We start from the raw sequence: 24,100 nt of genomic DNA, 5'->3' as shown, positions 1-24,100 counted from the left end.
ATAACAGTGTAGCTCTTATAACACTAACAATAGTACCATTAAAACATAATTCAGTCAAACCTCTTTAAGGTGTAAAAGGGCTTAAAGATTGTGTATTATGCTGTTTAACTAACTAGTGATTTTTTTATTTTCACACAATTCACGTAGAAAAATGATAGAATGTACTTAAGTAGAAGAGGGACAATTATGGCGGCATATGATATAAAGGACGAACTTGAACTTCGCAAGCTGAATGTTGAAGATATCGATCAGTATAATGAATTATTGCGCTACGTATTTCAAGTGACACAAAGCGACATTACGAGTTCAGGTTATGAAGATGAAGCAGAAATCATTAAGGAAAAAAGACCCATTCTTTCCAAGGCGGATGTGTATGGGTGGTTTAAAGATGAAGATCTTGTTTCCCAACTTGCAATCTATCCATGTACCATCAATGTTCATGGAGTCATGATGCCTATGGGTGGTGTAACAGGAGTAGGTACATATCCTGAATATGCAGGGATGGGGCTTGTGAGTGGGCTTATCAAAAAAGCACTCGAAACTATGAGAGAGACAGGGCAGTACATATCGTATTTATATCCGTACAGTATTCCTTTGTATCGTAATAAAGGATGGGAAATCATATCGGATGTAATGGAATATACAATTAAAGATACACAGTTGCCTTCTACAGTAGAAGTGCTAGGGCATGTTGAACGGCTCAATGTGGATGATCCAGATGTTCTGACGCTCTACAATGACTTTGTAGTCAAGACGCATGGTGCAATGCTTCGTGATACCTTGGCTTGGGAAGAGTATTGGCGCTGGGAAGATGAAGCAGAACGAATTGCTGCAGTATATTATGATGAACAAGGTGAAGCCCGTGGTTTATGCTTTTATTGGCTTAATAATGAAGTCTTCTATATTAAAGAAATGATTTATCTAAATGAAGATGCAAGACGCGGTTTATGGAACTTTATCTCGGCACATTTCTCAATGATAGAATCCGTAAAAGGTAAGAATTACTCAGGTGAAGCAATCGCCTTTGGATTTGATGATAGTGATATTGTGGAAACAATACAGCCATACTACATGGCACGTATTGTAGATGTGGATAAGTTCTTAGAGTCCTATCCATTCACAAACAGAAAAGGATACCTAAGCTTAGATATTAAAGATAATGCTGCACCGTGGAATAATGGTATTCATACGATTCGCTTCGATGATTCAAAAGTAGAAATTACCAATGATATTAGTGATCATCTGGTAAGTATGGATATTAGGACACTCACCACGCTTCTAATGGGATACCGCTCTGTTAGTCAACTTGTAAGGGCTGGTAGAATTATAGGGACCAAAGATTCTCTGAAACTTCTTAACTCTTATGCAATTAACGAGCAAGCATACTTCTCGGACTACTTCTAGAAAAACGAAAACTTGGATATTGAAGTGAACCCAATAATTGGTCCCGCCAATTATTGGAGTGCACTTCATGTTGGTCCAAGTTTTTTTGTGTTATTCTATTGATTTTAGAGCTTCAATCATATTGATTTTTAAGATTACACGATAGGTAATGAACTGCATTAGTACTGAGAACAGGAGTGTAATCGCAATAGAATAGATGTAGCTGAGTGGTTGAATTGTCTTAAAGAAGAGCATTCCTGTACCTTCAATAACTGTTATGACATAAACATGTAGGAACTTACCCGCAAGTAGTCCAATTCCTATACTTAAGAGAGTCAGTACAAAAGCCTCTCGATAAATATAACTATTTGCTTCTTTATCATAGAATCCAAGAACTTTTAGTGTAGCTAGTTCGCGTGTTCTCTCAGATATATTAATAGATGTTAAGTTGTAGAGTACGACGATTGCCAGTAAGGATGCTACAGCAACGATAAGAATAACTATACCATCAAGACTCTTATTAGTATCTAAGACTGTTTGAATCATATCCTCTGTGAATGAGACATTGACTGCAAATTCATCGTCAATCAATGTTTTTGCGAGTGAATCAGCGTTTGCATTGCCTCTGTTCACAACAAGTGTATTGTAATCGATTTTAGAATTGAAGATAGTGCTGTAATTATCTTCACTTAAATAAATGAAATTGGAAATGTAATTTTCTGCTACTGCAGCAACTTCAAATTGATGTGTTAGATAATTACTGTCATGGAGTGTTAATGTACTTCCAGGTTTTAGATTGAAGGTGTCAGCGAGTTTTTCAGATACTATTGCCCCATTTTCTAAATCTAGAGCTTCTTTAGATTTTGAGTCATAGAGACCAAAGAATGATTCAAAGGAGTCTAAGTTTTCAGGGACAATCAAGTATGCACTCAATGTATCGCCACCATCAACTACAGTAACTGAAGATTGATTTATTAAGAGACCATTGTCAATATTAAAGTCCTCGAGTTTTTCTTTATGTATGTCTTCAAATTGATTGCTTGTTTCTTTTAGGGTGATCATCGTGTCGTATTTGAATATTTTTCCATACTGTGATTCAGCAATACCACTCATCGAATCACGGAGTCCAAATCCAACGACTAAGAGTGCAGTGCATCCACCAACGCCAATGATTGTCATTAACCCTCGCTTTTTATAACGGAACATATTTCTAAGGGTAACTTTCCAGTTAAAGGAGAATCGTTTCCATAAGAATGTGATTCTTTCTAAAAGAATGGTTTTGCCACGTTTAGGGGCCTCAGGGCGAAGAAGAGAGGCAGGTGTGTGTCGAAGTTCCTTATAACAAGAACTGATGGTCACAGACGCCATAACGACTACTGATACCACAAGAGAAAGTATAAGTACAAGATTATTGGTAAGTAATTCGAGTGGTGGGATTCTAAACTTTGCAAAGGTCGTGAAGATAAGTGGAGGTATAGCGTAACTACCAAGGTAGAAACCACTTAACACACCAATTAGTGCAGCACTCACCGCATAGATGAGGTAGGTCGACATAATCTTTGCATCGGAATAGCCTAAGGATGTAAGGGTACCCATTTCAGAACGTTCTTCAAAGACCATTCGGGACATTGAGTTTGAAGTCATGAGTAGGGCAATCAGAACAAAGAACAGTGGGAATACCTGTGCAATTGATGAGATAACGTTAATGCTTGAATTTAACTCTTCGTAAGTACCGATGTTTTTTCGGTTAAAGAGTAACCATTGTGGCATTTCAATATCGTTAACTTCGATAATGGCATCATCAATTTTCTTTTGAGCATCTGCAATTTCAGTTTCAAACTCACGATATGATTGTGACCACTTTGTAGTAGCTTCATCAATTTTCTTTTGGCTATCAACTAGTTCAGTTCGACCATTTTTAATCGCATTGTGTCCTTTATTAACTTCGGTTTCAAACTGTGCTTCACCTTGATCGAGCTTCATTTCTTCCGCATCAAGGGTAGTAAATGCAGTTTGAACTTGTGTAAGGGACGCAAGTTGTTTTTGGGTCTCTTGCAATTGTTGTTTTAGGACTTGATGTTGAGGATTTGTCTCAGGAATTTGAGCGAGTTGCTCTTCCATAGTCTTGACTGAAACTTGTAAGACTTGAATGGTTGAGGCAAGACTTGTTTTATCAAGTCCTAAAGACGTTAAACTTGCTTCTAATTGAGCACGTGAATCCTTAATTTTCTTTCTACCATCTTGAAACTTTTGTTGGGTAGTCTTAATAGTTTCGTTTAGTGTCTTCTCTTCTTGGGCTAAACGTGCAATTCCATCGGTAATCTTTTGTTGATTCGTATCAATTTCTTTCTTTGCATCATTGAGCTTTGTTAGAGCATCTTGTTTTTCTTTATTTAGAGTCTCCTGGTTCTCATTGATTTCAACCATGGCCTCATCAATGATTTCTTGACGTCTAAGTTCAATGTATTGTGGTTTAATATCAACAATATTTTTTTCTAATTCTGAAATAGTAGCGGCATAATCATCATTGTTTTGAGAAGATAATGTTTCATCCAGATGAAGATAAATCTCGGTGAATATGTCACTATCAAACGTTTCTTCAAGTACAAAAGCAAATGAGTTAAGTTTACCATTTCCTTTCGTGCTTGTACCATAGTCATCGCCAATATACAGTACCGAATCAATCGTCCCGACTACCGTATACTCATCAACTAGTAAGAGCTCGTCATCTTCTTTAAGTTTTATCGTATCGCCTACAGAGTAGTATCGCTTATCTGCGAGGATCTCATGGGTGTTTTCTGGCATTCTTCCTTTTACGAGATTTACAAGGTTAATATGATTATTAATGGCATGGATACGGATGACTTTGTCCTCGTCAAAAACATCGGTAGCATAGGTTCCGTATGCTTTATCAACAAGATCCAATCCTTCTAATGCAACACGGTCTTGTTCAGTCAAACCAAAAGTGCTGACGACTTTTCCATCAAAGAGCTTCATGTCTTGGTAGTATGTGTTGGTTACATTTTTTATATCAGGGGCAGTAATCTCAATTCCAGAATAAAAACCAACACCTACTAATACAATTAGTAATAGTGAAAGGTATCGACCTAGGGACTTCTTTATTTTCTTGAATGCATTTTTATAGATCATTCAAATCACCACGCAATCTCAGACACTGCTTTAGGATTTGTGTTAATACTTACTTCCGATATTGTTCCGTTATGGACTCGTATAACTTTGTCAGCAACTTCTGCAATTGCAGCGTTGTGGGTAATGATGATAGTAGTAATTCCTGACTCACGGCAATTCTTTTGAAGAAGTTCGATAATTCGTTGACCGGTGTTGCTATCTAATGCACCAGTAGGTTCATCACACAGTAGTAATTTTGGGTTCTTGGCAATAGCTCTAGCAATAGATACTCGTTGTTGTTCACCACCAGATAGTTGAGAAGGGAAGTTATTAAGACGATTTTCTAGTCCAACTTGTTCAAGAATATGATTAGCATCAAGAGCACTTTTGCTGAGTTGAACTGCAATCTCGACATTTTCTTTAGCGCTGAGATTTTCTATTAGATTATAGAATTGAAAGACAAATCCAATGCTTTCGCGACGATACTTCACGAGTTCTTTTTTTGAAAGACGGGTAATGTCTTCTCCGGCAACAAAAATACTACCTGAAGTAGCACTATCCATTCCCCCTAATAAGTTTAAAATTGTGGTTTTACCAGCACCAGAAGGACCAAGTACAACCACAAATTCACCTTCATCGATTGTAAAATCACAATTGTTTACAGCATTGATAACAATGTCGCCAACATGATAATCTTTCTTAACGTTTTTAAATTCAATATATGTCATAGAACCTCCATTTATCATACACAGTGTTGAATATCTTTTACACTTAAATTATAATGGTTGTAATGATTCTTGACAACAAACAGATTCATAAGAAGTGTTGGATAAATACGAAAAGGGTGATGATTCTATGAAAAAGACAGATAAAAGAATTCTAAGTTCTATTTCAGCTATCAACAGTAGTATGATCGAATTGCTAGAACATAAAGATATTTCACGGATTACTGTTAAGGAAATTTGCGAACATGCGCAAATTAACCGTTCTACTTTTTATGCACATTATGATAATCCAATGCATGTTCTTGTAAGTATAGAGAAGGGTTTGATTGATTCTATCAATTCACTTTTGGCAGAAGAAAACATCGGAGATGTCCGTTCCTTCACCGTTCAACCTATTGAAAAGATTCTAGAGTATATCCTGGAGAATAAACGTATTGTTTTAGTTATGTTAGGTGATAATGCTAATCAAGGATTTATCCGACAACTAATTGATATCGTAAAGAGAGAGAACTTTATGAATCACAATACAGGTATTCCAGTTCACCCAGATTCTGAATACATTTTCGAGTTTTTAGCTACAGGTGCGGTCAGTGTCGTTAGAAAATGGTTAAAAGAAGATGAAACACGCGATATTCATGAAGTATCAGAAATGATATATACGATTTCAATTTACGGACAGTCGGGATATATGCCTCGATAAATGAAAAAACACTGCCTGGCAGTGTTTTAATTTGATCTTAATAATTAGAAACTTTCGTCGTCAAATATTGTATTGGCAACGACCCATTGTTTCATTTTAATCTGTACCCAGAATGAGTAAATACCAAATGTAATAAATATTAACAAGAGCCATTTAATCCATTGAGTAAATAAACCGAACGCAGAACCTACAAAACGTAAGCGACGACCTTGGATGACTGTGTGTTTTGCCATGTAACCTTCTACCATTGTAACTGCCCATGGAGCACAAATTCCAAGTGTAAAGAGTGTAACTAAGAAACCTAAGAGTCTGTATAAAATAAGTTCCAGTAGTCCACCATCAAAATATGAATCTCTCATAATCTTCCCTCCCATATAATATAATCAAACCATACCATTGGAAAGTTCGTATGTAAAGTGTTTATAAAGTAAATTAACGTCATTATTTTCTTAATACGAGAAGGTATCTGTGCTCTATTGTATCAATGAACCCTTGATTATCAAGGATATCATCTAATAGACTTAGTTTACCAAAGTGTTTGCTTACCGAAAAGTTTGGGAATTCCCATTCAATTATTTTCGCATAGTATACAAGCGCTCCAATATCAAAAAATCTTAAACGAGCGTAGAATTCGTTTTTATTGAGGATTTCAAAACCAAGATTTTCAGCTATATGTATGTTGTGGTCCAAAGTATTTTCTATCTTGAGAATGTGTGGAATATCAAGAAGAAACTCTGAAAGCTTATAGTTATTCATTGCTCCAACTTGTTGAGTGATAAAGACACCACCAGGCTTTAGTGTTCGAAGTACTTCTGATAGATTGTAACTTTCATGCCTGTTCATGATGATATCAAATGAACAGCTATCATAAGGTAACAGATCATCATCACAAAACTTTACAGTTACTCCTAAGGGTTCCAGTATTTTCTTGCAAAGTTGATAATTTGGTTCATATCCTTCAGTAACGGATGTGTTATTAAAAGGATGATTAAAACTAAGGAGATTTTCACCTCCAGCTGTCCCCATATCAAGTAAGAGAAGATCAGGACTAAGGTAATTCTTTACAATTTCAGAATAGTCCCAAGGTAAATCTTCCATCTCCCACCGATTATCAAGATATGAAAAATCCCATCCAGAAAAGCTTGCGGCTTCTTCTTGAAGCCAAAATTCAAATTTATTATTCATAATTTTTTATCCTTTAGTATGTTTATTGATGTTTACGATACGATAAAAATTCGACATACTCGATACGGTGTCGCACTTTATCGTATCGAGTTGATAATTCGTTTCATAGTATTACCTCGCTTTATATCATTTTACTATAATTTTCGAAAAAATAATTAAATGCTAAGATATCACGTTGCTGTACAAACCATCGCTGCTTTGTATCGACATCTTGCGTATAAATTTGAGTGTAGGCATCTTCTAGGGCAAGCCACTCGTTAGAGATGCCGTAATCTTGTTCTTTGGTTGATAGTTTGCGCTCATTTTGGATACCATCGACTTCTAGTACATAGAAGGTGTTGATTTGATGGAAGAGCTGATGTTCACGAAATTCTTCAACCTCACATAGAGGAGTGATAATACGTGTAGAATAGCCTGTTTCCTCAAGAACTTCACGAATGATTGCATCTTCCAAGGTTTCCTGGTCCTCAACTCCACCACCAGGGATTGTTGTAATATTCCATGAGTTTAAAAATTGAGTGAGTATCTTTGTTCTGCTTGAGTCAAGGATTATTGCCCGTACTGCGAGTCGGGTCGACTTAAATGGAGAGTGATCGTGATAATCGGAAAGTGTATAACGTTTCATAGTGTTTATACATGATAGGAAAATAAAAAAAGAGCCGTTAGGCTCTTTGGGAATTAAAGTCCGCGTACATTGTCAGCTTGTTTGCCACGTTGTCCTTCAACGATATCAAATGATACTGCTTGACCTTCGTTTAAAGATTTGTAACCGTCTGCAACGATTGCTGAGAAGTGAACGAAAATTTCTTCATTTGAACCATCAACGATGATGAATCCAAAACCTTTTTCAGCATTAAAGAATTTTACTTTTCCTGTTTCCATGTATAATACCTCCTGTCTAGAATAAGGATCTACATTTAATAACAACAGATATTATAAAGTGTACGATTTCTTATAACAATCAAACAATATCATTATATAGGGATGTAGTCAATATAATTGTGGACTAAACGGCACTTTTAGTGTTCGATTGTTATGGTTAAAGGGTATAATATTTATATAAGAAGGAGGGGACAATTATGATCGTACTATTGGTTTGGTTTTTTGGAATTGCCTTTTTTGCATTGATCTTGTTTGAAATTGTTTCTCGAGCAGTTAGAGAGGGCATCCTCCTCGCTTATCGTCAAATCAAAGAAATTGAATCTGAGAACCCAAAGAATGAGGAAACAGTTTAATAATTATATTAAATAAGGTATAATGCGATGGTGAGGTGACGGAGATGAATTACAATAATATTACAGTAGTCTATCCAGAAGGTATGGAAGAAGAACATATCAAATACTATGTGGATACAGTATTGGAAAGAAATAAAGACAAAGCAATTCAATCGATTGAACTAAAAGTCGATGGAGAATTTATTGATGCAAAATGGTCAACAAATCCTATAGATTTTCAAAGGATTCGAAGAATCACAGGTTATTTAGTGGGGACACTAGAACGTTTCAACGATGCAAAAAAAGCAGAAGAGAATCAAAGAGTAAAACACAACATTATCTAAACCAGGAATTATGGAGTGAACTATTGTTAGTTGATAAAACACTTAACAAAGGAACATTTCATAATCCTGGTTTTTTATTTTGATGAAACAAGATGTGGTATAATTAAGATGTAAAGAAAGCAGAAGCGGCTCATTGATACCGTGTTTGTTAGGGGAACATTGGATTACTTCGTATCTATTTTTGATTCAGGACTATCTTGAAGAGGAGGTAAGTATGAAAACTTTCAAAGATTGGCTACTTGATGAACATAATAATGTTATTGCACGATCCTTGCTCGTTATTGGTGTCTTACTTATCATTGCTGTCGTAGTATTTCTTATTCAATAAGCTTTGATTTTGAGACAGTCTTACTATGGTATAATAGTTGCATTACTCAAAGTATATTGGAGGGAATATGCGCGAGACTTCAATTCTAATAAAGCCTGCTTCTGCTGAATGTAATTGCGTGTGTACGTATTGTTTTTATGATGACGTCAGCAATTGTAGAGTCGTTAAAAGTCATGGATTAATTAAAGAAGAAACATGGAAAAAATTAGTAGATGATGCATTTGATTCCAAGCATCAGTTTGACCGTGTTAATTTTATGTTTCAGGGTGGTGAACCATTACTAGCGGGTCATCGCTTTTTTAGAGCCTTTATAGACTACACTCAGGCAAACCGTGGCGCAATAGAGGTTAGTTACGCTGTACAAACTAATGGAACACGAATTACAGATAGATTGTGTAAATTATTTAAAGAGTATGATTTCTTAGTGGGTATTTCAATTGATGGATTTAAAGAAAATCATAATATGATGCGTTTTCTCCACGATGTAGGATCTTATGATGCTGTAATAGTAGGTTTAGAATTACTTAAAAAACATGATATTGAATATAATGTACTCACTGTACTTACGAAACAACTTGCAAAACAACCTGAGAAACTTTACAACTTTTATAAAGAACAAGGGATCAAGTTTGTGCAACTTATACCTTGCTTGCCAAACTTTGGAATAAGTGCTGAGGAGGACCTCTACGCGTGTACTCCGGAACTGTATGGAAGTTTTTATACGAAGTTTTATGAACTTTGGTTAAACGACTTTAAACAAGGACACTATCTCAGTGAAAGCTTAATCGATAATGTAATTACTATGTTTATGGGAGGGTATCCTGATCGTTGTGGAATGTTAGGTTTCTGTCAGTCACAATGTGTTGTTGAGGCAAATGGAAGTGTTTATCCTTGTGACTTCTACGTACTTGATGAGTTTGAATCGGGAAATATCAATACTATGAAGTTAGATGACATATTAGAACAAGATGTAATGGAAACATTTAAAGATCATGACCAAGTGTTGCCAGAAAAATGTAAAACGTGCCCATTCCAAAAGATATGCAATGGTAACTGCAAGAGAATGCGTCCTACATTTATTAATGAAGATACATGTGGATATCAACTTCTATTGCAAGATATGGTTGCAACATATCCTGAAGTTGTATCTGTAATTAACAGTCAAAGCTAAAGAAAACCGTCCCTAGAGACGGTTTTTCTATCGACAACTTACTTCACTAACAACATGTAATCCATCACTCATATCTAAAGCATCCATTTCTTGAATGCTAAGATTTTGGGTGTTTGGAATAACCTTTAGTTTATTATCTTTGATTACAAAATGGAATAAATCTTTCTCAAGATAATCCATGAGTCGGTCTTCACCAACATTTTCTTTTGCTTTTTGTTTATAGGTGAACTCGCCTACAGGTTCATAGTCAAATGCGACACCTGAATCTGAGCATGGTATGCCGATTAAACCAACAGGATTATTACCTACATTTGATTTTGACTTGATTACAAACACAAGACGCTTAGCAGTTGATTGGGTGTTTCCTGTAATTTTTGTGAGCTCTTTTAGATTGTTATCTGTATACTCTACAACCCAGTCTTCTTTCTCGGGCTGAATTGTAGCTAAAACAGTTTTCTTAGTAACTGTGATTATAAATGGTTTTTCGCTTGTATTACCATTTTTATCAGTAGCACTAGCAGTCATAGGATATTCACCTTCTTTATCCCAATTAACTTCACCAGAAAATTCCAGGCTTAACTTACCATCTACAGGGTCTTCTGCAGTGTAGATATCATCTAACTTTAAGGCGGATCCAGTTTGGGTGGTCTCATCAAAAACATTAATTACCGGAGACTGAGTATCAATGACTTCATACTGTATTTTCTTTTTTATTGGATTATTATCTAAAATTATTTCTATTTCAAACTCTGGAGCTGGCTTCTTATCTTCTTGTTTACGAGTAATAATAGAAGTGTCAAACTGATTTTCATCAATTGATAATGAGGTATAGCTTGATTTTTCCTTATCTATTATTCTGTCAAGAAGCTCGGTATTGCTTAACTCTTCCCCATATTCAAATATTATGGAATCCTTGAAAACTAAAGGATCTTTTTGGGGAGATGAAATTGCTTTGATTCCAAAGAATCCTGCTACTACAACTGCAATAACAAGAACAACAGCTATTAATTTATGTGAAGCTGGTTCAAGCCAAGTTTTAAACTTATTCATAAAAAAACCTCCTTTGTATATATATCTATTATATCAAGTGACAAGGAAACTAAATAGTTAAGGGAAGAGAATAGAAAATATTATTAAAAAAACTAGTATTCAAAGTGTAAAATAATAGTGAATATTACAATCGTAATTATTGGTGATATTACCGAGTAAAAAAGAATATAAAAAAACCCACCAGAAAGTGGGATTAATTTATACATGGGGCGATCGACGGGGCTCGAACCCGCGAGTGCCGGAGCCACAACCCGGTGCGTTAACCTACTTCGCCACGACCGCCATTTGCTTAGCTATTATAGCCTATCTAATTAAGTTTGTAAATAGTGTATCAAAAAAAGATTGAAGTATGGTATAGTTAGCGTATTAATGGAGGGGCAATTCATGAAATTTGCAGTTATTACCGACTCTTCTGCTGGGATATCCGGGGAAAAAGCTCAAGAACTAGGCATTTACGTAACAAGGATGCCATTAATGATAGATGGAAAAGAATATATTGAAGAAGAAGATATTACTCGTGATGAATTTATTCAAGCAATGCGAAATGGAGCAACTGTAAGCACCTCGCAGCCGCCACTAGGAGTATTAATGAGTACTTTTGATGACCTGTTGGAGACACATGATCATATTTTCTACTTACCAATTTCTAGTAAACTCAGTGGAACGTATCAAACAGCTCTACAATTGTCGAAAGACTATAATGGAAGAGTCACGGTCATTGATTCAAAGCTTGTTGCTACACCACTACTTTATATTACACTAGATGTTAAGAAGTTAGCTGAAGCAGGAATTGAACCAGCAATAATTAAAGAACGAGTAGAAATGGAAGCAGAAATGTTTGCGCCATTGATTCCTGAAGATATTCAATACTTAAAACGTGGTGGTCGAATTACTCCTACTGCTGCAGCTATTGCAAATCTATTAAAAATATTCCCAATTCTTAAAGTTGCTGAAGGTGAGATTGATTTGCTTGAAAAAGTTAGAACTCATAAGAAGGCAGTAAAAGTAGGAATTGATAAGATTTTAGAAAATAGAAATATTGATGATTACGAGTTTGCGGTAGTTGATGGGAACTGTGATCCTGAACTCTTTAATAATGTTGTGGCAGAACTTGAGGAACGTGTTGGAAAGCCTGTTAAACAAGAAATGTTGTATCCAATAGTTCTTGCACATACAGGGCCAGGTTCCATTGCAGTATTTGCTTACAAGAAAATAAATTAGTAGGTGTTATCCATTATGGATTGCACCTTTTTTTGTATTGTTGTATTATATATGTAGTACAGGAGGGTTGCATATGCCTATAGGGAAAGGCCCGGTAGCTATTTATCGTCAGATTATTGAATATTTCTATTATGAAATAGGTTCAGGACGTATAAAAAGTGGCGATAGAATCGATTCAATTCGAAACCTTGCATTACAGTTCAAAGTGAATCCAAACACAGTGCAAAAAGCATTAAACGAATTAGAACGTGAATCATTAGTTGTTACTGATAGAACTAACGGAAAATTTGTAACAAGTGATGAAAGTCGCATTCGTGAACTTAGAAAGACATTGTCGCATGAAGTCACGCGTGGTTTTGTTGTGAGAATGAAAGATTTGGGGATAGAAGTGACAGATGTCACATCGTATATTACTGAAATTTGGGAAGATAAGGAGTAAAAGATGGAAAAATCATACTTAAGTATACAGAATGTTACAAAACATTATGGTAGTTTTCCAGTATTGAGAAATGTTAATCTAGAACTCAGTGGTGGGAAGATATTAGGTTTATGTGGACCCAATGGTGCAGGTAAAACAACACTTATAAAAACAATTGTTGGATTACTTAGAGACTATGAAGGTTCAATTAGTGTTATGGGGAACCCAGTAGGGGCAGAATCGAAAGCAAGTATTTCTTATTTGCCGGATGTTGAATACATTAATGGAAATTTAAATGGAATTAAAGCAGCGAATATTTATCGAGACCTATACAAAGACTTTGATGAGAACATATTGATGGAGTTGTTTGACAAGCTTAATCTTGAACCAACAATGTTCGTATCGAAAATGTCGAAAGGTATGCGTGAAAAATTCCAGTTAGCACTATGTTTATCACGCCGTGCTGATATCTACATCTTTGATGAGCCAATTGCAGGTGTTGACCCTGCATCGAGAGATTCAATTATTGATACAATATTAAGTAATTACACAAAAGACGCGTTATTAATTATTTCAACGCATCTTATCGCAGATATTGAACCAGTACTTGATGAAGTTGTTTTCCTTAAAGATGGAGAAGTATACCTTCATGAAAACTGTGATGATCTTCGTGAGCAGTACAACGCAAGTGTGAATGATGTATTTAGAGAGGTGTTCAAATGGTAATTAAACTCGTTAAAAATGAAATTAAAGAAACATTCAGAACATTCTTACCAGTATTTATCTTATCGATAATTGGTAGTATCTTAACATTCTTTGTTACTTTAAGATTAAAGAACACATCCTCTACAATCATTGCCGAAGATTCACAGATAGCATCAGTGCTATTAGGGATGGCAATGTTTGCAATCATGATTTTAGTTATCGCAACAGTTGTTCTGACTACAATTCAATTAGTAAAAGTTGCTTATGTCAGTCTTTATAAGACAAATGGATATCGTGTGTTTACGTACCCAGTATCATCGGTGCAACTTTATTCATCCAAAGTACTTACAATGGTATTTTGGGGATTAGTATCAAGTATTGTAATGCTTATTTGTTATTTGCTTCCGCTATATGTGGTATTTAATGATTTCTTCTTGATTGAAGAATTAGCAATAATTTGGGGTATGATAAAAACGCTTTTACTTGGTGATTCTGACCAAATAATATCAACTATATTATTAGTGATTAGCCAAGTATCAACAACAATCTTACAGATTTCAATTCTTATGTTTGCAGGAAGTCTAGCTAATTCATCGTATGTTAGAAAAAACAGAGGGTTCATGGCTTTCTTGTTCTTCTTAGGGATATATATGATCTTTACTTTTGTAAATGGAATGATTGTTCCGCCTTCACCAACATTTGAAGAAGTCATCTATGGGAACTCAGGAATCTTGAAACCAACATCCATCCTATTATCAGTACTAACAGATACTTTATTCTTCGTATGCTGTTCTGCTGGTACCATTTGGGTTTGGAATAATAAACTGGAAGTTCTTAATTAATAAAACAAACTGCAGCTTAATCTCTTTATGAGTTAAACTGCAGTTTTTCTATATCTTATAAGTCATATATGGTTTATGTTCTAATGTATATGTGATCAGCTCGCCTTCAGTAAGATATCCATAAGTATTAGGATGTCCTTCTTTTGGTAGAGCAATAGAACCAGGATTATATATAAGTGTTGAATCAATTTTCGTCATAATAGGAACATGTGTATGTCCAGAAATAAAGAGGTCACAATGCTTTGTCGGGCCATCTTGAATTGGGTCTAGAAGATGTCCGTGAGTAAGGTATACTTTCAGGCTATTAGCGGTGAATACTGAGTAGTCTTGCATCATTGAGTAGTCCAATAGCATTTGATCAACCTCTGCATCACAATTACCTCGTACAGCAATAATTGGCTTATCAATAGCATTCAATAAATCAGCAACCTTTTGTGGATTGTAGTCAGCGAGGATGGGGTTTCTTGGTCCATGATATAAATGATCTCCTACTATAATCACAAAGTCATAAGGGTAAGGTGTATTGAGGACTGTCTCAAGGTATTCGTGTGATCCGTGAATATCGGATATTATTAGATAATTCATAGTTTGTCTCCTTTGAAAATATTATATCATTTAGAGCTGGAGCTGTGTGTTTATTCACAAAATTGACATAAAGATTGTTTCTAAGTGTGGTAGAATGTTAAAGTATAATTGTTAATTAATAAATAGGAAGTGAAATTATGAATACTGACAGAAATAAACCAAAGTTGTATCTTTTTCTTGTAATGATTTCTACACTTCTCGTTGTATCTGTAGGTGGGTACTATATTGTAATGGGGTACCTCAATCAAAGCTCTGTTAAAACAGTAAGTAGTATCAGTTCAAACGAATACTATCTATTACGTTCGAATGCTACAGATTATCAAAAAGAGATTTACAAAGAACTAACAACTGCCTTAGAACAAAAACCACAAGATGAAAAACAAGTTGCTCAGCTCATTGCTAAAAACTATGTAGCTGATTTTTACACATGGACAAATAAAATTAATACTCAAGATGTAGGGGGCGTTCAATTCCTTCATAATGAGATTAGAAAATCAGTTCGTGATCAAGCACTCGAAACATTCTACAATGACATGAACTATTACCTTGAGAAAGGTCTCATTAGTTCCAGTCTCGAAGTTACAGATAGTACAGCAAGTGTTACTAAAGGAAAATATCAAGTCGACAAGGATACAGAGGCTGAAGCTTTTGTAGTGGATATTAAGTGGAACTATAAAGAGAGCCCAAGTTTAAATATTTCGAAATATCAAAAAGAAGCTCAGGTATATGTTGTTAAAGATGAGCAAGGTATTTACTCAATAGTGGAGGTAAGGTATGAGAAGAACAGCCAGAACACCCAAGCGTAAAACCTGGGTAGACTCCAAATTCTTAGCATCCTTGGTTATGCTAAGTGTGAATATCATATTTGCTGCTTTAATGATTTTAGTTAGCCGCTATATGCAGGTAAAAGTAAATATCTTTGTAATGGGAATTGCTGTCGCAATCCTTCTAGCACTTATTCTTAATGTATTGTTTGTGTTTGCTTACATACGTAATGGTTCAATACTCAAGAAAGTATTTTTAACATACGGAGTTTTACTTCTGTTAATAGGAAGTGTTGGATTCTATTACATATTTTCTGCTAACTCATTAATTGATAAAATTATTAATACTGATGAGAGTGAGACAGTAGAGTATTCCATTGTATCGTTTAATAAAGAAAACACACTCGAAAACATGGGGCAAGCTCATGTTGGGTACATCATTTCAGACGAAACATTTGAGTCATTCGTAAAAGAAAAAGTTAATTCATACTCAAAAACTGTTTCCTATGAAGGTTATGAAACAGCTGTTGATTTACTTACTGCAAGTATGGATGGGAAAATACAATATGCCGTACTGCCAAAAAACTATGCACGATATTCGGAAGCAATGCCTTCTGGTTCCGAACCCTTGAAAGATGCTCAGACATTAATTACATTTAAGACAACAGTAGATACTGAAGTTACAGATGTAGATGTTCTGAAAGAACCTTTTACAGTATTGATTACAGGCTTGAATGAGAATCTTTCAGATACAATCATTCTTGCTACCTTTAACCCTAAAGATATGAAAGTAACGATGACTAGTGTTCCTAGAGATAGCTATGTACCAATTGCATGTCAAGCAAACCGTCGAGATAAAATTAACCACTCTCGTGGTATTAGTCGTCAATGCTTGATGAAATCAGTTGAGAACTACTTGGATGTTAAAGTTGATTTCTATTTTGAAACAGACTTCTATGCGGTTGTTAAAATCGTTGATGCACTCGGTGGTTTAGAAATCACATCACCACTTACATTTGCAGGATCCTTCCCTGTTGAAGGAAAAGTGAATGAATATAAAGATATTACAGTTCCAGAAGGAACAAACCTATTAAATGGTGAACAAGTACTTACATTTGCTCGTGAACGGAAACGGTTACCAGGTGGTGACTTCCAACGTCAAATGAATCAACAATATGTTTTAACAGAAATTGCTAAGAAAGTAATGAGCACACGAAATCCAAATACCTTACTTAGTATATTAGACGCTGCAAAAAGCAATATTCAAACAAACTTTCCAATTAGTGATTTATCGGCACTTATGGGATACACCTTACAACAAAGTGACGCATCTTCAGAAAAAGGCATTGATTTTGTAAGAATCGTAAACTATCAAATTCTGGGAGATGGACACTTCTTGGATAATGGTATGTGGGTCATGTTACCTTATGAATCATATGTACGTAATGCTCATCGATTGATTGATGAGAATATTGCAACTGAAACAAAACTTCTCAATGTTTACGATATGTCATTTAAGTTTTCAAAACATTATGACTTTATTCAAGACAACGACTTATTTGAGAGAAATACAAATGTATTATGGTCTCAAGGTAAATTAGAGACAATGTCTGATGATAACAACTCTGCCTCAGGATCTGGAGGAACTAACAATCAGACCCAGAAACCAGAAACTCAAAAGCCAGAAACGCAAAAGCCTGAGACGCAAACTCCTGAAACACAAAAACCTGAGACTCAGAAACCACAAGAAGAAAAACCTTCTGAAAATGCTACAGGTAGTGTAACCGTTCCAAACTTTGATGGAATGACAGATGAACAAATCAAAGCTTGGGGTACAAAAAACAATATCACGATTCGTTTTGGTACAGTGAATAAAACAAACACTGCAGAGTTGAAATTTAATGAAGGTCAACTGTGGTCACAATCTGTACTTCCAAATACAGAAATAGAAAAAGGAACATTAATTGAAATTATTAGGGTGAAATTAACAAATCCAGGACCGGAAACATCAAAACCTGAAACTCAAGAGCAGGCAAAGCCAAATCAAGAGTAGACTAGGAACGAAAGAGAGAAATACATGAAACACGTATTTATTGTGAATCCGACATCGGGAAAAGGTGATTATCGCCGCGTTGAAGAGTGGGTTAATAACTTTTTCAAAAATCGTGATGAAGAGTATGAGATTATTCGTACAGATTATCCAGGACACGCTACTGAAATTGCAGGAAAGTATGGGGTTGATACGATTCTCTATTCTGTGGGTGGTGATGGTACTGCTCATGAGGTATTGAATGGAATGAACTTAGAGGATACAGTGCTAGCTATTGTACCTGTTGGAACAGGAAATGACTTTTGGCGGATGTATCATATTAAAGAACCACTTGAGACAATTCTAGAGAGAACCATGAACGGTACTGAGAAGCAAATTGATATTGGTTATAGTGCAGGTCGTTATTTCTTAAACTGTCTGAATGTTGGTGTTGATGCTGAGGTAAATCGTCGTGTTAACAGCTCACGGAGTAAATTAATACCACGTACATTTATTTACATGATCTATGCCGTTATTGAATTAATTCGTAAGAAGACCTTTGTCTTAGAGTATTCATTCAACGGAGAAGTGCATAGCTATAAGACCTTACTGGCTTCGTTTATGAATGGAAAATGGTATGGTGGTGGATTCAAGAGTGCACCAAATGCAAGTTTTGATGATGGACTCCTTGATATCACAATCGTTGAAGATGTTCCCTTGCGTCGTATTCCTAAACTATTGCCAAAATACTATAAAGGAACACATTTAGATGAAGATGTAGTAAACATATATCGTACGGATAAAATAACTGTAAAGGCTCCCCATAAAGTTGCGGTAGGTCTTGATGGTGAAGTTCTTGAACTGGATACATTCACAGTAGAAGTATTAAAAGGGAAATTGAGGATAATGGCTCCTTAGGTCATATCTATCCTAAAGAACTTATTATGTGTTATAATGTGTGGCGTACAGGAGGTAAACTTATGAAACACTTAACAAAAACAAATTTTAATGAAGAAATTGATAACGGATTAGTACTTGTAGACTTTTATGCAGATTGGTGCGGACCATGTAAGATGATTGCTCCAATACTACAAGAATTATCAGAAACACATGCTGATAAAGTTACAATCGTAAAAGTTAATGTTGATGAAGAAGGCGAATTAGCACAACGTTTTGATGTTATGTCAATTCCAACATTGATTCTATTCAAGGATGGAACACCAGTAAATCGTAAGATGGGATTCATGCCTAAACCAGAATTAGAAAAACTTATTGCTTCAGCAGAATAATTTCACTACTATTTAAAGTCGTTTACAAAAAACGACTTTTTTTTATGTTTTTATTGTATTGATATTGATTTTCTAAAACTCTTATGTATAATAGATTTGTGTTTAACTTTACTAACATATTTGTTTAGTGATACTAAACTAGAGGAGGGCGTATGGAAATTGGAAAAAAACTGCGACAGTTAAGGGTCAAAAATGGACTGACTCTTGAAGAGTTAGCAAGTCGTAGTGAGCTTACTAAAGGGTTCTTATCTCAACTTGAGAACGATTTAACATCACCTTCAATTTCAACTTTAGCTGATTTAGTTGAAGCATTAGGTTCCGATCTATCAACGTTTTTCAAGAATGAACAAGAAGAACAAATTGTCTTTAAAAAAGATGACTATTTCGTAGATGAACAAGAAGATTTTACTGTTCATTGGATTGTACCGAATGCACAAAAAAATGAAATGGAACCAATACTTCTAGAATTAAACCCAGGTGGGGAGTCTAACATCATTGAACCACACGAAGGTGAAGAATTTGGTTATGTTGTCCAAGGTAAAATCTCATTACAGTATGGTGATGAAGTACTAACCGTTTCAAAGGGTCAAACATTTTATATTAATGGAAGCAAGGCTCACAGTCTTGTCAATAAAACACAACAAACTGCACGTATTATTTGGGTATGTACACCACCGGTATTTTAGGAGGATATTATGGAAAGAGAAAGAGAAGCATTAATTTCATTTCAAAACATTGTTCACCGTTTTGATGATTTATTAGTATTAAAAGGAATTAACTTAGATATTCAAGAGAATGAATTCGTGACATTACTAGGTCCATCTGGATGTGGTAAGACAACATTACTTCGAATCCTTGGGGGATTTTTAGAGCAAAGTTCTGGTGAAGTTTATTTCGATGATATTGAAATTACTAAAATGCCAGCATATAAAAGAGAAATCAATACTGTCTTCCAACGTTATGCTTTATTCCCACACTTAAATGTGTACGATAACATTGCGTTTGGTTTAAGAATCAAAAAAGAAAATGAAACCATTATTAAACAAAAAGTTGAGAAGATGCTTAACTTAGTTGGACTTGAAGGATTTGAAGAGCGAAGTGTTACCTTGCTTTCTGGTGGTCAACAACAACGTGTTGCGATTGCTCGAGCACTTATCAACGAACCAATGGTACTTCTTCTAGATGAGCCTTTAGGTGCCTTAGATCTCAAATTACGTAAAGAAATGCAAAAAGAATTAAAAGAGATTCAACAAGATGTTGGAATTACTTTCGTTTACGTAACGCATGACCAAGAAGAAGCTCTTACAATGTCAGATAAGATTGTTGTTATGAATGCTGGAGAGATCCAACAAATCGGAACTCCTACAGATATTTATAACGAACCAGAAAATAGATTCGTTGCGAACTTTATCGGAGACTCAAACATTCTTGAAGGGGTAATGATCGAAGATTACCGTGTGTCTTTCGATGGACAAGAATTCGAATGTGTCGATTATGGGTTTGATGATAACGAAGATGTTGATATTGTTATTCGTCCAGAAGACTTAGATATTGTTGATGTCGAGCTTGGTAAACTAACTGGTGTTGTTGAGTCGATTATATTTAAAGGTGTTCACTATGAAATTGTTGTAGCAACACCAGAACGTGAACTTATTGTTCATACTACTGACAATTCAGAAGTAGGCAAGACAGTTGGTATTCACTTCTTCCCAGAGGATATCCATGTTATGCAAACCATGGAGTCATACTAATGAAAGTCTTTCGTAAACTAGCAGAACCTTATATTGTATGGATGAGTCTTTTCATTGTCTTACCAATGTTGTTTATTGTACTTTATGCATTTACTACAAAAGGTAACAATGTTATTTCCTTACAATTTACATTAGATAACTTTAAGAAATTCTTTGATCCTGTATTTTTAAAGGTTCTTTTAGAATCTTTAAGAATTGCTGGAATCACCACAATTATCTGTTTGATTCTGGGATATCCACTTGCTTATATGATTTCACGTACGAGTGAAAGAACACAAACATTATTAATTCTATTGGTTACAATTCCTATGTGGATTAACATGCTTGTGCGTACCTACTCGTGGATTGGTATTCTTTCAGATGTTGGTATTGTTAATAACGTATTGGGATTCTTTGGAATTCCTCCAATTAAAATGATGTATACAGAGTTTGCGGTTATTCTCGGAATGGTTTATAACTTCTTACCCTTTATGATTATCCAAGTTCATACAGTCCTTGCGAAACTAGATGAGTCCCTTATCGAAGCAAGTCATGACCTCGGTGCGAATCGTTTCCAAACATTCTCAAAAGTAATCTTCCCATTATCGATAGCTGGTGTTATCTCAGGAATTACTCTTGTGTTCTTACCATCTCTATCAACTTTTGTTATTCCTAAGTTATTAGGTGGTGGAAGCTTTACTTTAATTGGGAACTTAATTGAAAATCAATTTATTAATATTGGTGACTTTAACTTTGGATCCGCTATTTCCTTAATAATGGCTGTACTGATTATGATCTCAATGCATTTCACACAAAAATTTGATCGTGATAGTTCAGAAACCACAACGAAAGGAGCAAGATTATAATGCCTAAAAAGAAACGTCTGGGTAGTATCTTACCTCTTGCTCTCATGCTGTTGTTCTTCTACGGACCAATTATCGTTATGATGGTGTTTTCCTTTAATGACTCACGTTCTTTAACGTCATGGAGTGGTTTCTCTACACGTTGGTATGAAACACTCTTTAATGATCGTGAGATGTTATCCGCTGTGCGTACTTCAGTTCTGATTGCTGTGTTGTCTACTGCTATATCTACAGTAGTAGGTACCTTATCAGCAATAGGTATATCAAAGCATCGACCATTAGTTAAGAAAATCTTCTTAACCACTAACAATCTTCCTGTATTGAATCCTGAGATAGTAACAGCGATTGGATTTATGTTGCTATTCTCTTCTGTTCAAGTTGTTAATAGAGGATTTGGCACGATGTTGTTAGCTCACATTACATTCTGTACACCGTACGTAATATTAACCGTGTTACCGAAGTTGCGTTCCTTAGACCCTAGTCTTGCAGATGCAGCAATGGACCTTGGAGCAACACCTCGTAAAGCACTTACGAAAGTTATCTTGCCACAACTCTTGCCTGCAATTATTTCAGCAGCACTTATTGCCTTCACAATGTCATTTGATGACTTTGTCATCTCATACTTTGTAACAGGTAATGGGGTAAGTAACATTTCAATCCTAGTATACTCAATGTCAAAACGTATTAATCCTTCGATTAATGCATTATCTACAATTATTGTTGCAGTTATTACTGTGGCACTTATTTTTGTCAATGTTGGACCATTGTTTATTAAGAAGAAAAATAAAAGAAAGGTAGTTGTTGAATGAAAAAATTATTAGTTAGTGTTTTAGCGCTTCTTGTACTTGTTGGTTGCGGATCATCAAGTGCAGGTGGAAAAGAATCCTCAGAGTTACGTGTTTTTAACTGGGGAGAATATATTGATAAAGACCTTGTTAAAGAATTTGAAAAAGAAAATAATGTAAAGGTTATATATGAAGTTTTTGAATCCAATGAAGCAATGTATATTAAACTACAAAGTGGTGAAAAGTATGATGTAATCATTCCTTCAGATTATATGGTTCAAAGATTACGTGAAGAAGGAAAACTTCAAAAAATTGATTACTCAAAGATTACAAACTACGAAAACACTCTAGCAAACTTAAGAGGTCGTAAGATGGACCCGCAAGACGAGTACACAGTTCCTTATTTCTGGGGTAGTGTAGGTATTGTCTATGATAAGACTAAAGTAGATCCAGCTTTAGTTGAAGCACAAGGATGGGATATCCTAAGAAATCAAGATTACAAAGGTCGTTTATATTTCTATGATTCAGAACGTGATGCATTCATGATTGCATTAAAAGCATTGGGTTATTCAATGAACTCAACAGATGAAAAAGAAATTGAAGCTGCTTATGAATGGTTAATTGCTTTAGGAAAAGAAATGAAACCAACTTATGTAGCTGATGAAGTGATTGATGGTATGGTAACAGGCGTTATGGACCTCGCTGTAATGTATTCTGGTGATGCAAGCTATGTTCTGAGCGAGAATCCAAACATGGCGTACCACGAACCAAAACAAGGTACAAACACATGGGTTGATACAATGGTAATCCCAAGTGATGCTCAAAATGTAGAAATGGCACACAAATGGATTAACTTTATGATCAGCAATGAAGGTTCAAAACGAATTACAAAAGCAATCGGTTATACAAGCCCAATTCAAAAAGTGATTGACGAAGTAACAGGTCCTAACGGAACCTATGAAGGAGTATCATCCTATATTCCTCGTAGTGGTTATGACAAAGATGAGGAATTCTTCTATGATGCAAAGATGAAAGCTCTTCTTTCAGAATACTGGACAAAGATTAAAGCATCAAAATAGTATGCCAAAAGAACTGCCTTTCGGCAGTTCTTTACAGCTAATAAATAGTCATGATATTAATAGAAATATGTGCTAAAATAGTTTTATTGGATTAATTGTAAAAAAAGAGTAAAATTTAAAGATAATGCTTGCTTTTTGTTGGCGTTATTGTATAATGTAAAAGCAGTTAAGTTAATGGTTCCTTAGCCAAGTGGTAAGGCAACAGACTGCAACTCTGTCATCATCGGTTCAAATCCGATAGGAACCTCCAAAATGGGGATGTGGCGGAATTGGTAGACGCAACGGACTTAAAATCCGTTGAAGGCAACTTCGTATGGGTTCAAGTCCCTTCATCCCCACCATCTTGTATAAATTTGGTGGATCAGATTTTTATCGATGTACACGCGCTCGTAGCTCAACTGGATAGAGCACTTGATTACGGCTCAAGAGGTTATGGGTTCAACTCCTGTCGAGCGCGCCATATTTTTCGGGATGTAGCACAGCTTGGTAGTGCACCTGGTTTGGGACCAGGGGGTCGCAGGTTCGAATCCTGTCATCCCGACCATTTTTTATCTTTAATAC

General features: G+C 35.4%; 26 protein-coding genes and 5 tRNA genes. 22 read left to right on the top strand and 9 right to left on the bottom strand.

What is annotated here, in order from left to right:
* The first annotated feature begins 186 nt into the window (after positions 1–186).
* The gene (gene eis, locus G7059_RS00375) at positions 187–1,404 is read left to right on the top strand and encodes an enhanced intracellular survival protein Eis (protein ID WP_166080098.1); all 1,218 of its coding nucleotides are present in this window, start codon (positions 187–189) and stop codon (positions 1,402–1,404) included.
* A gap of 90 nt (positions 1,405–1,494) precedes the next feature.
* Here eis and G7059_RS00370 read toward each other — a convergent pair whose 3' ends face one another.
* Positions 1,495–4,533 carry an FtsX-like permease family protein gene (locus G7059_RS00370; RefSeq protein WP_166080097.1) on the bottom strand — a complete coding sequence of 1,013 codons (3,039 nt, stop codon included), beginning with the start codon at positions 4,531–4,533 and terminating at the stop codon, positions 1,495–1,497.
* Positions 4,534–4,538: 5 nt separating this feature from the next.
* The gene (locus G7059_RS00365; protein WP_166080096.1) at positions 4,539–5,240 is read right to left on the bottom strand and encodes an ABC transporter ATP-binding protein; all 702 of its coding nucleotides are present in this window, start codon (positions 5,238–5,240) and stop codon (positions 4,539–4,541) included.
* Between the two features lie 127 nt (positions 5,241–5,367).
* Between G7059_RS00365 and G7059_RS00360 the strand changes: the two genes are divergently transcribed.
* A complete protein-coding gene (locus G7059_RS00360; protein ID WP_166080095.1) occupies positions 5,368–5,937 on the top strand; it encodes a TetR/AcrR family transcriptional regulator in 570 nt (189 codons plus the stop codon).
* 44 nt (positions 5,938–5,981) lie between these two features.
* On the opposite strand, the gene G7059_RS00355 is transcribed toward G7059_RS00360, so the two are convergent.
* The 4 genes from G7059_RS00355 to G7059_RS00340 form a co-directional block, all read right to left on the bottom strand.
* Positions 5,982–6,296 carry a DUF898 domain-containing protein gene (locus G7059_RS00355; RefSeq protein WP_240920498.1) on the bottom strand — a complete coding sequence of 105 codons (315 nt, stop codon included), beginning with the start codon at positions 6,294–6,296 and terminating at the stop codon, positions 5,982–5,984.
* An 82-nt stretch (positions 6,297–6,378) separates the two neighbouring features.
* The gene (locus G7059_RS00350; RefSeq protein WP_166080093.1) at positions 6,379–7,122 is read right to left on the bottom strand and encodes a class I SAM-dependent methyltransferase; all 744 of its coding nucleotides are present in this window, start codon (positions 7,120–7,122) and stop codon (positions 6,379–6,381) included.
* Between the two features lie 121 nt (positions 7,123–7,243).
* Complete coding sequence (locus tag G7059_RS00345) at positions 7,244–7,747, bottom strand: NUDIX hydrolase (protein ID WP_166080092.1); 504 nt, start codon at positions 7,745–7,747, stop codon at positions 7,244–7,246.
* A 53-nt stretch (positions 7,748–7,800) separates the two neighbouring features.
* On the bottom strand, positions 7,801–8,004 hold the full coding sequence (locus G7059_RS00340) for a cold-shock protein (RefSeq protein WP_166080091.1): 204 nt from the start codon (positions 8,002–8,004) through the stop codon (positions 7,801–7,803).
* A gap of 197 nt (positions 8,005–8,201) precedes the next feature.
* On the opposite strand from G7059_RS00340, the gene G7059_RS00335 reads away from it, so the two are divergent.
* The 3 genes from G7059_RS00335 (at position 8,202) to G7059_RS00325 (ending at position 10,179) form a co-directional block, all read left to right on the top strand.
* The gene (locus tag G7059_RS00335; protein WP_166080090.1) at positions 8,202–8,357 is read left to right on the top strand and encodes a hypothetical protein; all 156 of its coding nucleotides are present in this window, start codon (positions 8,202–8,204) and stop codon (positions 8,355–8,357) included.
* 44 nt (positions 8,358–8,401) lie between these two features.
* Positions 8,402–8,680, top strand: coding sequence for an anaerobic ribonucleoside-triphosphate reductase (gene nrdD, locus G7059_RS00330; RefSeq protein ID WP_166080088.1), 279 nt, complete (start codon positions 8,402–8,404; stop codon positions 8,678–8,680).
* Positions 8,681–9,075: 395 nt separating this feature from the next.
* Complete coding sequence (locus G7059_RS00325) at positions 9,076–10,179, top strand: radical SAM/SPASM domain-containing protein (RefSeq protein WP_166080087.1); 1,104 nt, start codon at positions 9,076–9,078, stop codon at positions 10,177–10,179.
* Between the two features lie 27 nt (positions 10,180–10,206).
* Here the strand turns inward: G7059_RS00325 and G7059_RS00320 are convergent, their stop codons facing one another.
* Together G7059_RS00320 and G7059_RS00315 are read right to left on the bottom strand one after the other, a co-directional pair.
* Positions 10,207–11,229 carry a hypothetical protein gene (locus tag G7059_RS00320; RefSeq protein WP_166080086.1) on the bottom strand — a complete coding sequence of 341 codons (1,023 nt, stop codon included), beginning with the start codon at positions 11,227–11,229 and terminating at the stop codon, positions 10,207–10,209.
* 205 nt (positions 11,230–11,434) lie between these two features.
* Positions 11,435–11,511, bottom strand: a tRNA-His gene (locus tag G7059_RS00315).
* Positions 11,512–11,613: 102 nt separating this feature from the next.
* Here G7059_RS00315 and G7059_RS00310 point away from each other — a divergent pair.
* The 4 genes from G7059_RS00310 to G7059_RS00295 all read left to right on the top strand — a co-directional run bounded on the left by G7059_RS00310 (position 11,614) and on the right by G7059_RS00295 (position 14,415).
* Positions 11,614–12,450: a DegV family protein gene (locus tag G7059_RS00310; protein WP_166080085.1), complete on the top strand. Its 837-nt coding sequence runs from the start codon at positions 11,614–11,616 to the stop codon at positions 12,448–12,450.
* Between the two features lie 73 nt (positions 12,451–12,523).
* On the top strand, positions 12,524–12,889 hold the full coding sequence (locus tag G7059_RS00305) for a GntR family transcriptional regulator (RefSeq protein ID WP_166080084.1): 366 nt from the start codon (positions 12,524–12,526) through the stop codon (positions 12,887–12,889).
* Positions 12,890–12,892: 3 nt separating this feature from the next.
* Positions 12,893–13,594, top strand: coding sequence for an ABC transporter ATP-binding protein (locus G7059_RS00300; RefSeq protein ID WP_166080083.1), 702 nt, complete (start codon positions 12,893–12,895; stop codon positions 13,592–13,594).
* Positions 13,588–14,415 carry a hypothetical protein gene (locus G7059_RS00295; protein WP_166080082.1) on the top strand — a complete coding sequence of 276 codons (828 nt, stop codon included), beginning with the start codon at positions 13,588–13,590 and terminating at the stop codon, positions 14,413–14,415. Before G7059_RS00300 ends, G7059_RS00295 begins: the two co-directional genes overlap by 7 nt.
* Before the next feature lie 48 nt (positions 14,416–14,463).
* On the opposite strand, the gene yfcE is transcribed toward G7059_RS00295, so the two are convergent.
* The gene (gene yfcE, locus G7059_RS00290) at positions 14,464–15,000 is read right to left on the bottom strand and encodes a phosphodiesterase (protein ID WP_166080081.1); all 537 of its coding nucleotides are present in this window, start codon (positions 14,998–15,000) and stop codon (positions 14,464–14,466) included.
* A 137-nt stretch (positions 15,001–15,137) separates the two neighbouring features.
* Here yfcE and G7059_RS00285 point away from each other — a divergent pair, with 137 nt between their 5' ends.
* The 13 genes from G7059_RS00285 (at position 15,138) to G7059_RS00225 (ending at position 24,083) form a co-directional block, all read left to right on the top strand.
* Positions 15,138–15,806: a hypothetical protein gene (locus G7059_RS00285; RefSeq protein ID WP_166080080.1), complete on the top strand. Its 669-nt coding sequence runs from the start codon at positions 15,138–15,140 to the stop codon at positions 15,804–15,806.
* Positions 15,775–17,817 (top strand): LCP family protein, encoded by a 2,043-nt coding sequence (locus G7059_RS00280; protein ID WP_166080079.1) that lies wholly within the window; start codon positions 15,775–15,777, stop codon positions 17,815–17,817. The genes G7059_RS00285 and G7059_RS00280 overlap by 32 nt, the downstream gene beginning before the upstream one ends.
* Before the next feature lie 24 nt (positions 17,818–17,841).
* The gene (locus G7059_RS00275) at positions 17,842–18,711 is read left to right on the top strand and encodes a diacylglycerol kinase family protein (RefSeq protein WP_166080078.1); all 870 of its coding nucleotides are present in this window, start codon (positions 17,842–17,844) and stop codon (positions 18,709–18,711) included.
* A 62-nt stretch (positions 18,712–18,773) separates the two neighbouring features.
* Positions 18,774–19,082: a thioredoxin gene (gene trxA / locus G7059_RS00270; protein ID WP_166080077.1), complete on the top strand. Its 309-nt coding sequence runs from the start codon at positions 18,774–18,776 to the stop codon at positions 19,080–19,082.
* A gap of 152 nt (positions 19,083–19,234) precedes the next feature.
* Positions 19,235–19,768, top strand: coding sequence for a helix-turn-helix domain-containing protein (locus tag G7059_RS00265; protein WP_166080076.1), 534 nt, complete (start codon positions 19,235–19,237; stop codon positions 19,766–19,768).
* 9 nt (positions 19,769–19,777) lie between these two features.
* Positions 19,778–20,833 carry a spermidine/putrescine ABC transporter ATP-binding protein gene (gene potA, locus G7059_RS00260; RefSeq protein ID WP_166080075.1) on the top strand — a complete coding sequence of 352 codons (1,056 nt, stop codon included), beginning with the start codon at positions 19,778–19,780 and terminating at the stop codon, positions 20,831–20,833.
* On the top strand, positions 20,833–21,678 hold the full coding sequence (locus G7059_RS00255; protein ID WP_166080074.1) for an ABC transporter permease: 846 nt from the start codon (positions 20,833–20,835) through the stop codon (positions 21,676–21,678). The genes potA and G7059_RS00255 overlap by 1 nt, the downstream gene beginning before the upstream one ends.
* On the top strand, positions 21,678–22,484 hold the full coding sequence (locus G7059_RS00250) for an ABC transporter permease (RefSeq protein ID WP_166080073.1): 807 nt from the start codon (positions 21,678–21,680) through the stop codon (positions 22,482–22,484). The genes G7059_RS00255 and G7059_RS00250 overlap by 1 nt, the downstream gene beginning before the upstream one ends.
* Positions 22,481–23,539 carry an ABC transporter substrate-binding protein gene (locus G7059_RS00245; RefSeq protein WP_166080072.1) on the top strand — a complete coding sequence of 353 codons (1,059 nt, stop codon included), beginning with the start codon at positions 22,481–22,483 and terminating at the stop codon, positions 23,537–23,539. The genes G7059_RS00250 and G7059_RS00245 overlap by 4 nt, the downstream gene beginning before the upstream one ends.
* Positions 23,540–23,715: 176 nt before the next feature.
* A tRNA-Cys gene (locus G7059_RS00240) sits at positions 23,716–23,789 on the top strand.
* 4 nt (positions 23,790–23,793) lie between these two features.
* Positions 23,794–23,880 (top strand) — tRNA-Leu (locus G7059_RS00235).
* Positions 23,881–23,922: 42 nt separating this feature from the next.
* Positions 23,923–23,999, top strand: a tRNA-Arg gene (locus tag G7059_RS00230).
* A gap of 7 nt (positions 24,000–24,006) precedes the next feature.
* Positions 24,007–24,083, top strand: a tRNA-Pro gene (locus G7059_RS00225).
* Positions 24,084–24,100: the final 17 nt, after the last annotated feature.

This window comes from Erysipelothrix sp. HDW6A (assembly GCF_011400295.1).
In the GTDB taxonomy this organism is placed as follows: Bacteria; Bacillota_I; Bacilli_A; order Erysipelotrichales; family Erysipelotrichaceae; genus Erysipelothrix.
Note: the sequence above shows the minus strand (reverse complement) of the source record. Positions and strands in the feature narration are given on the sequence as shown.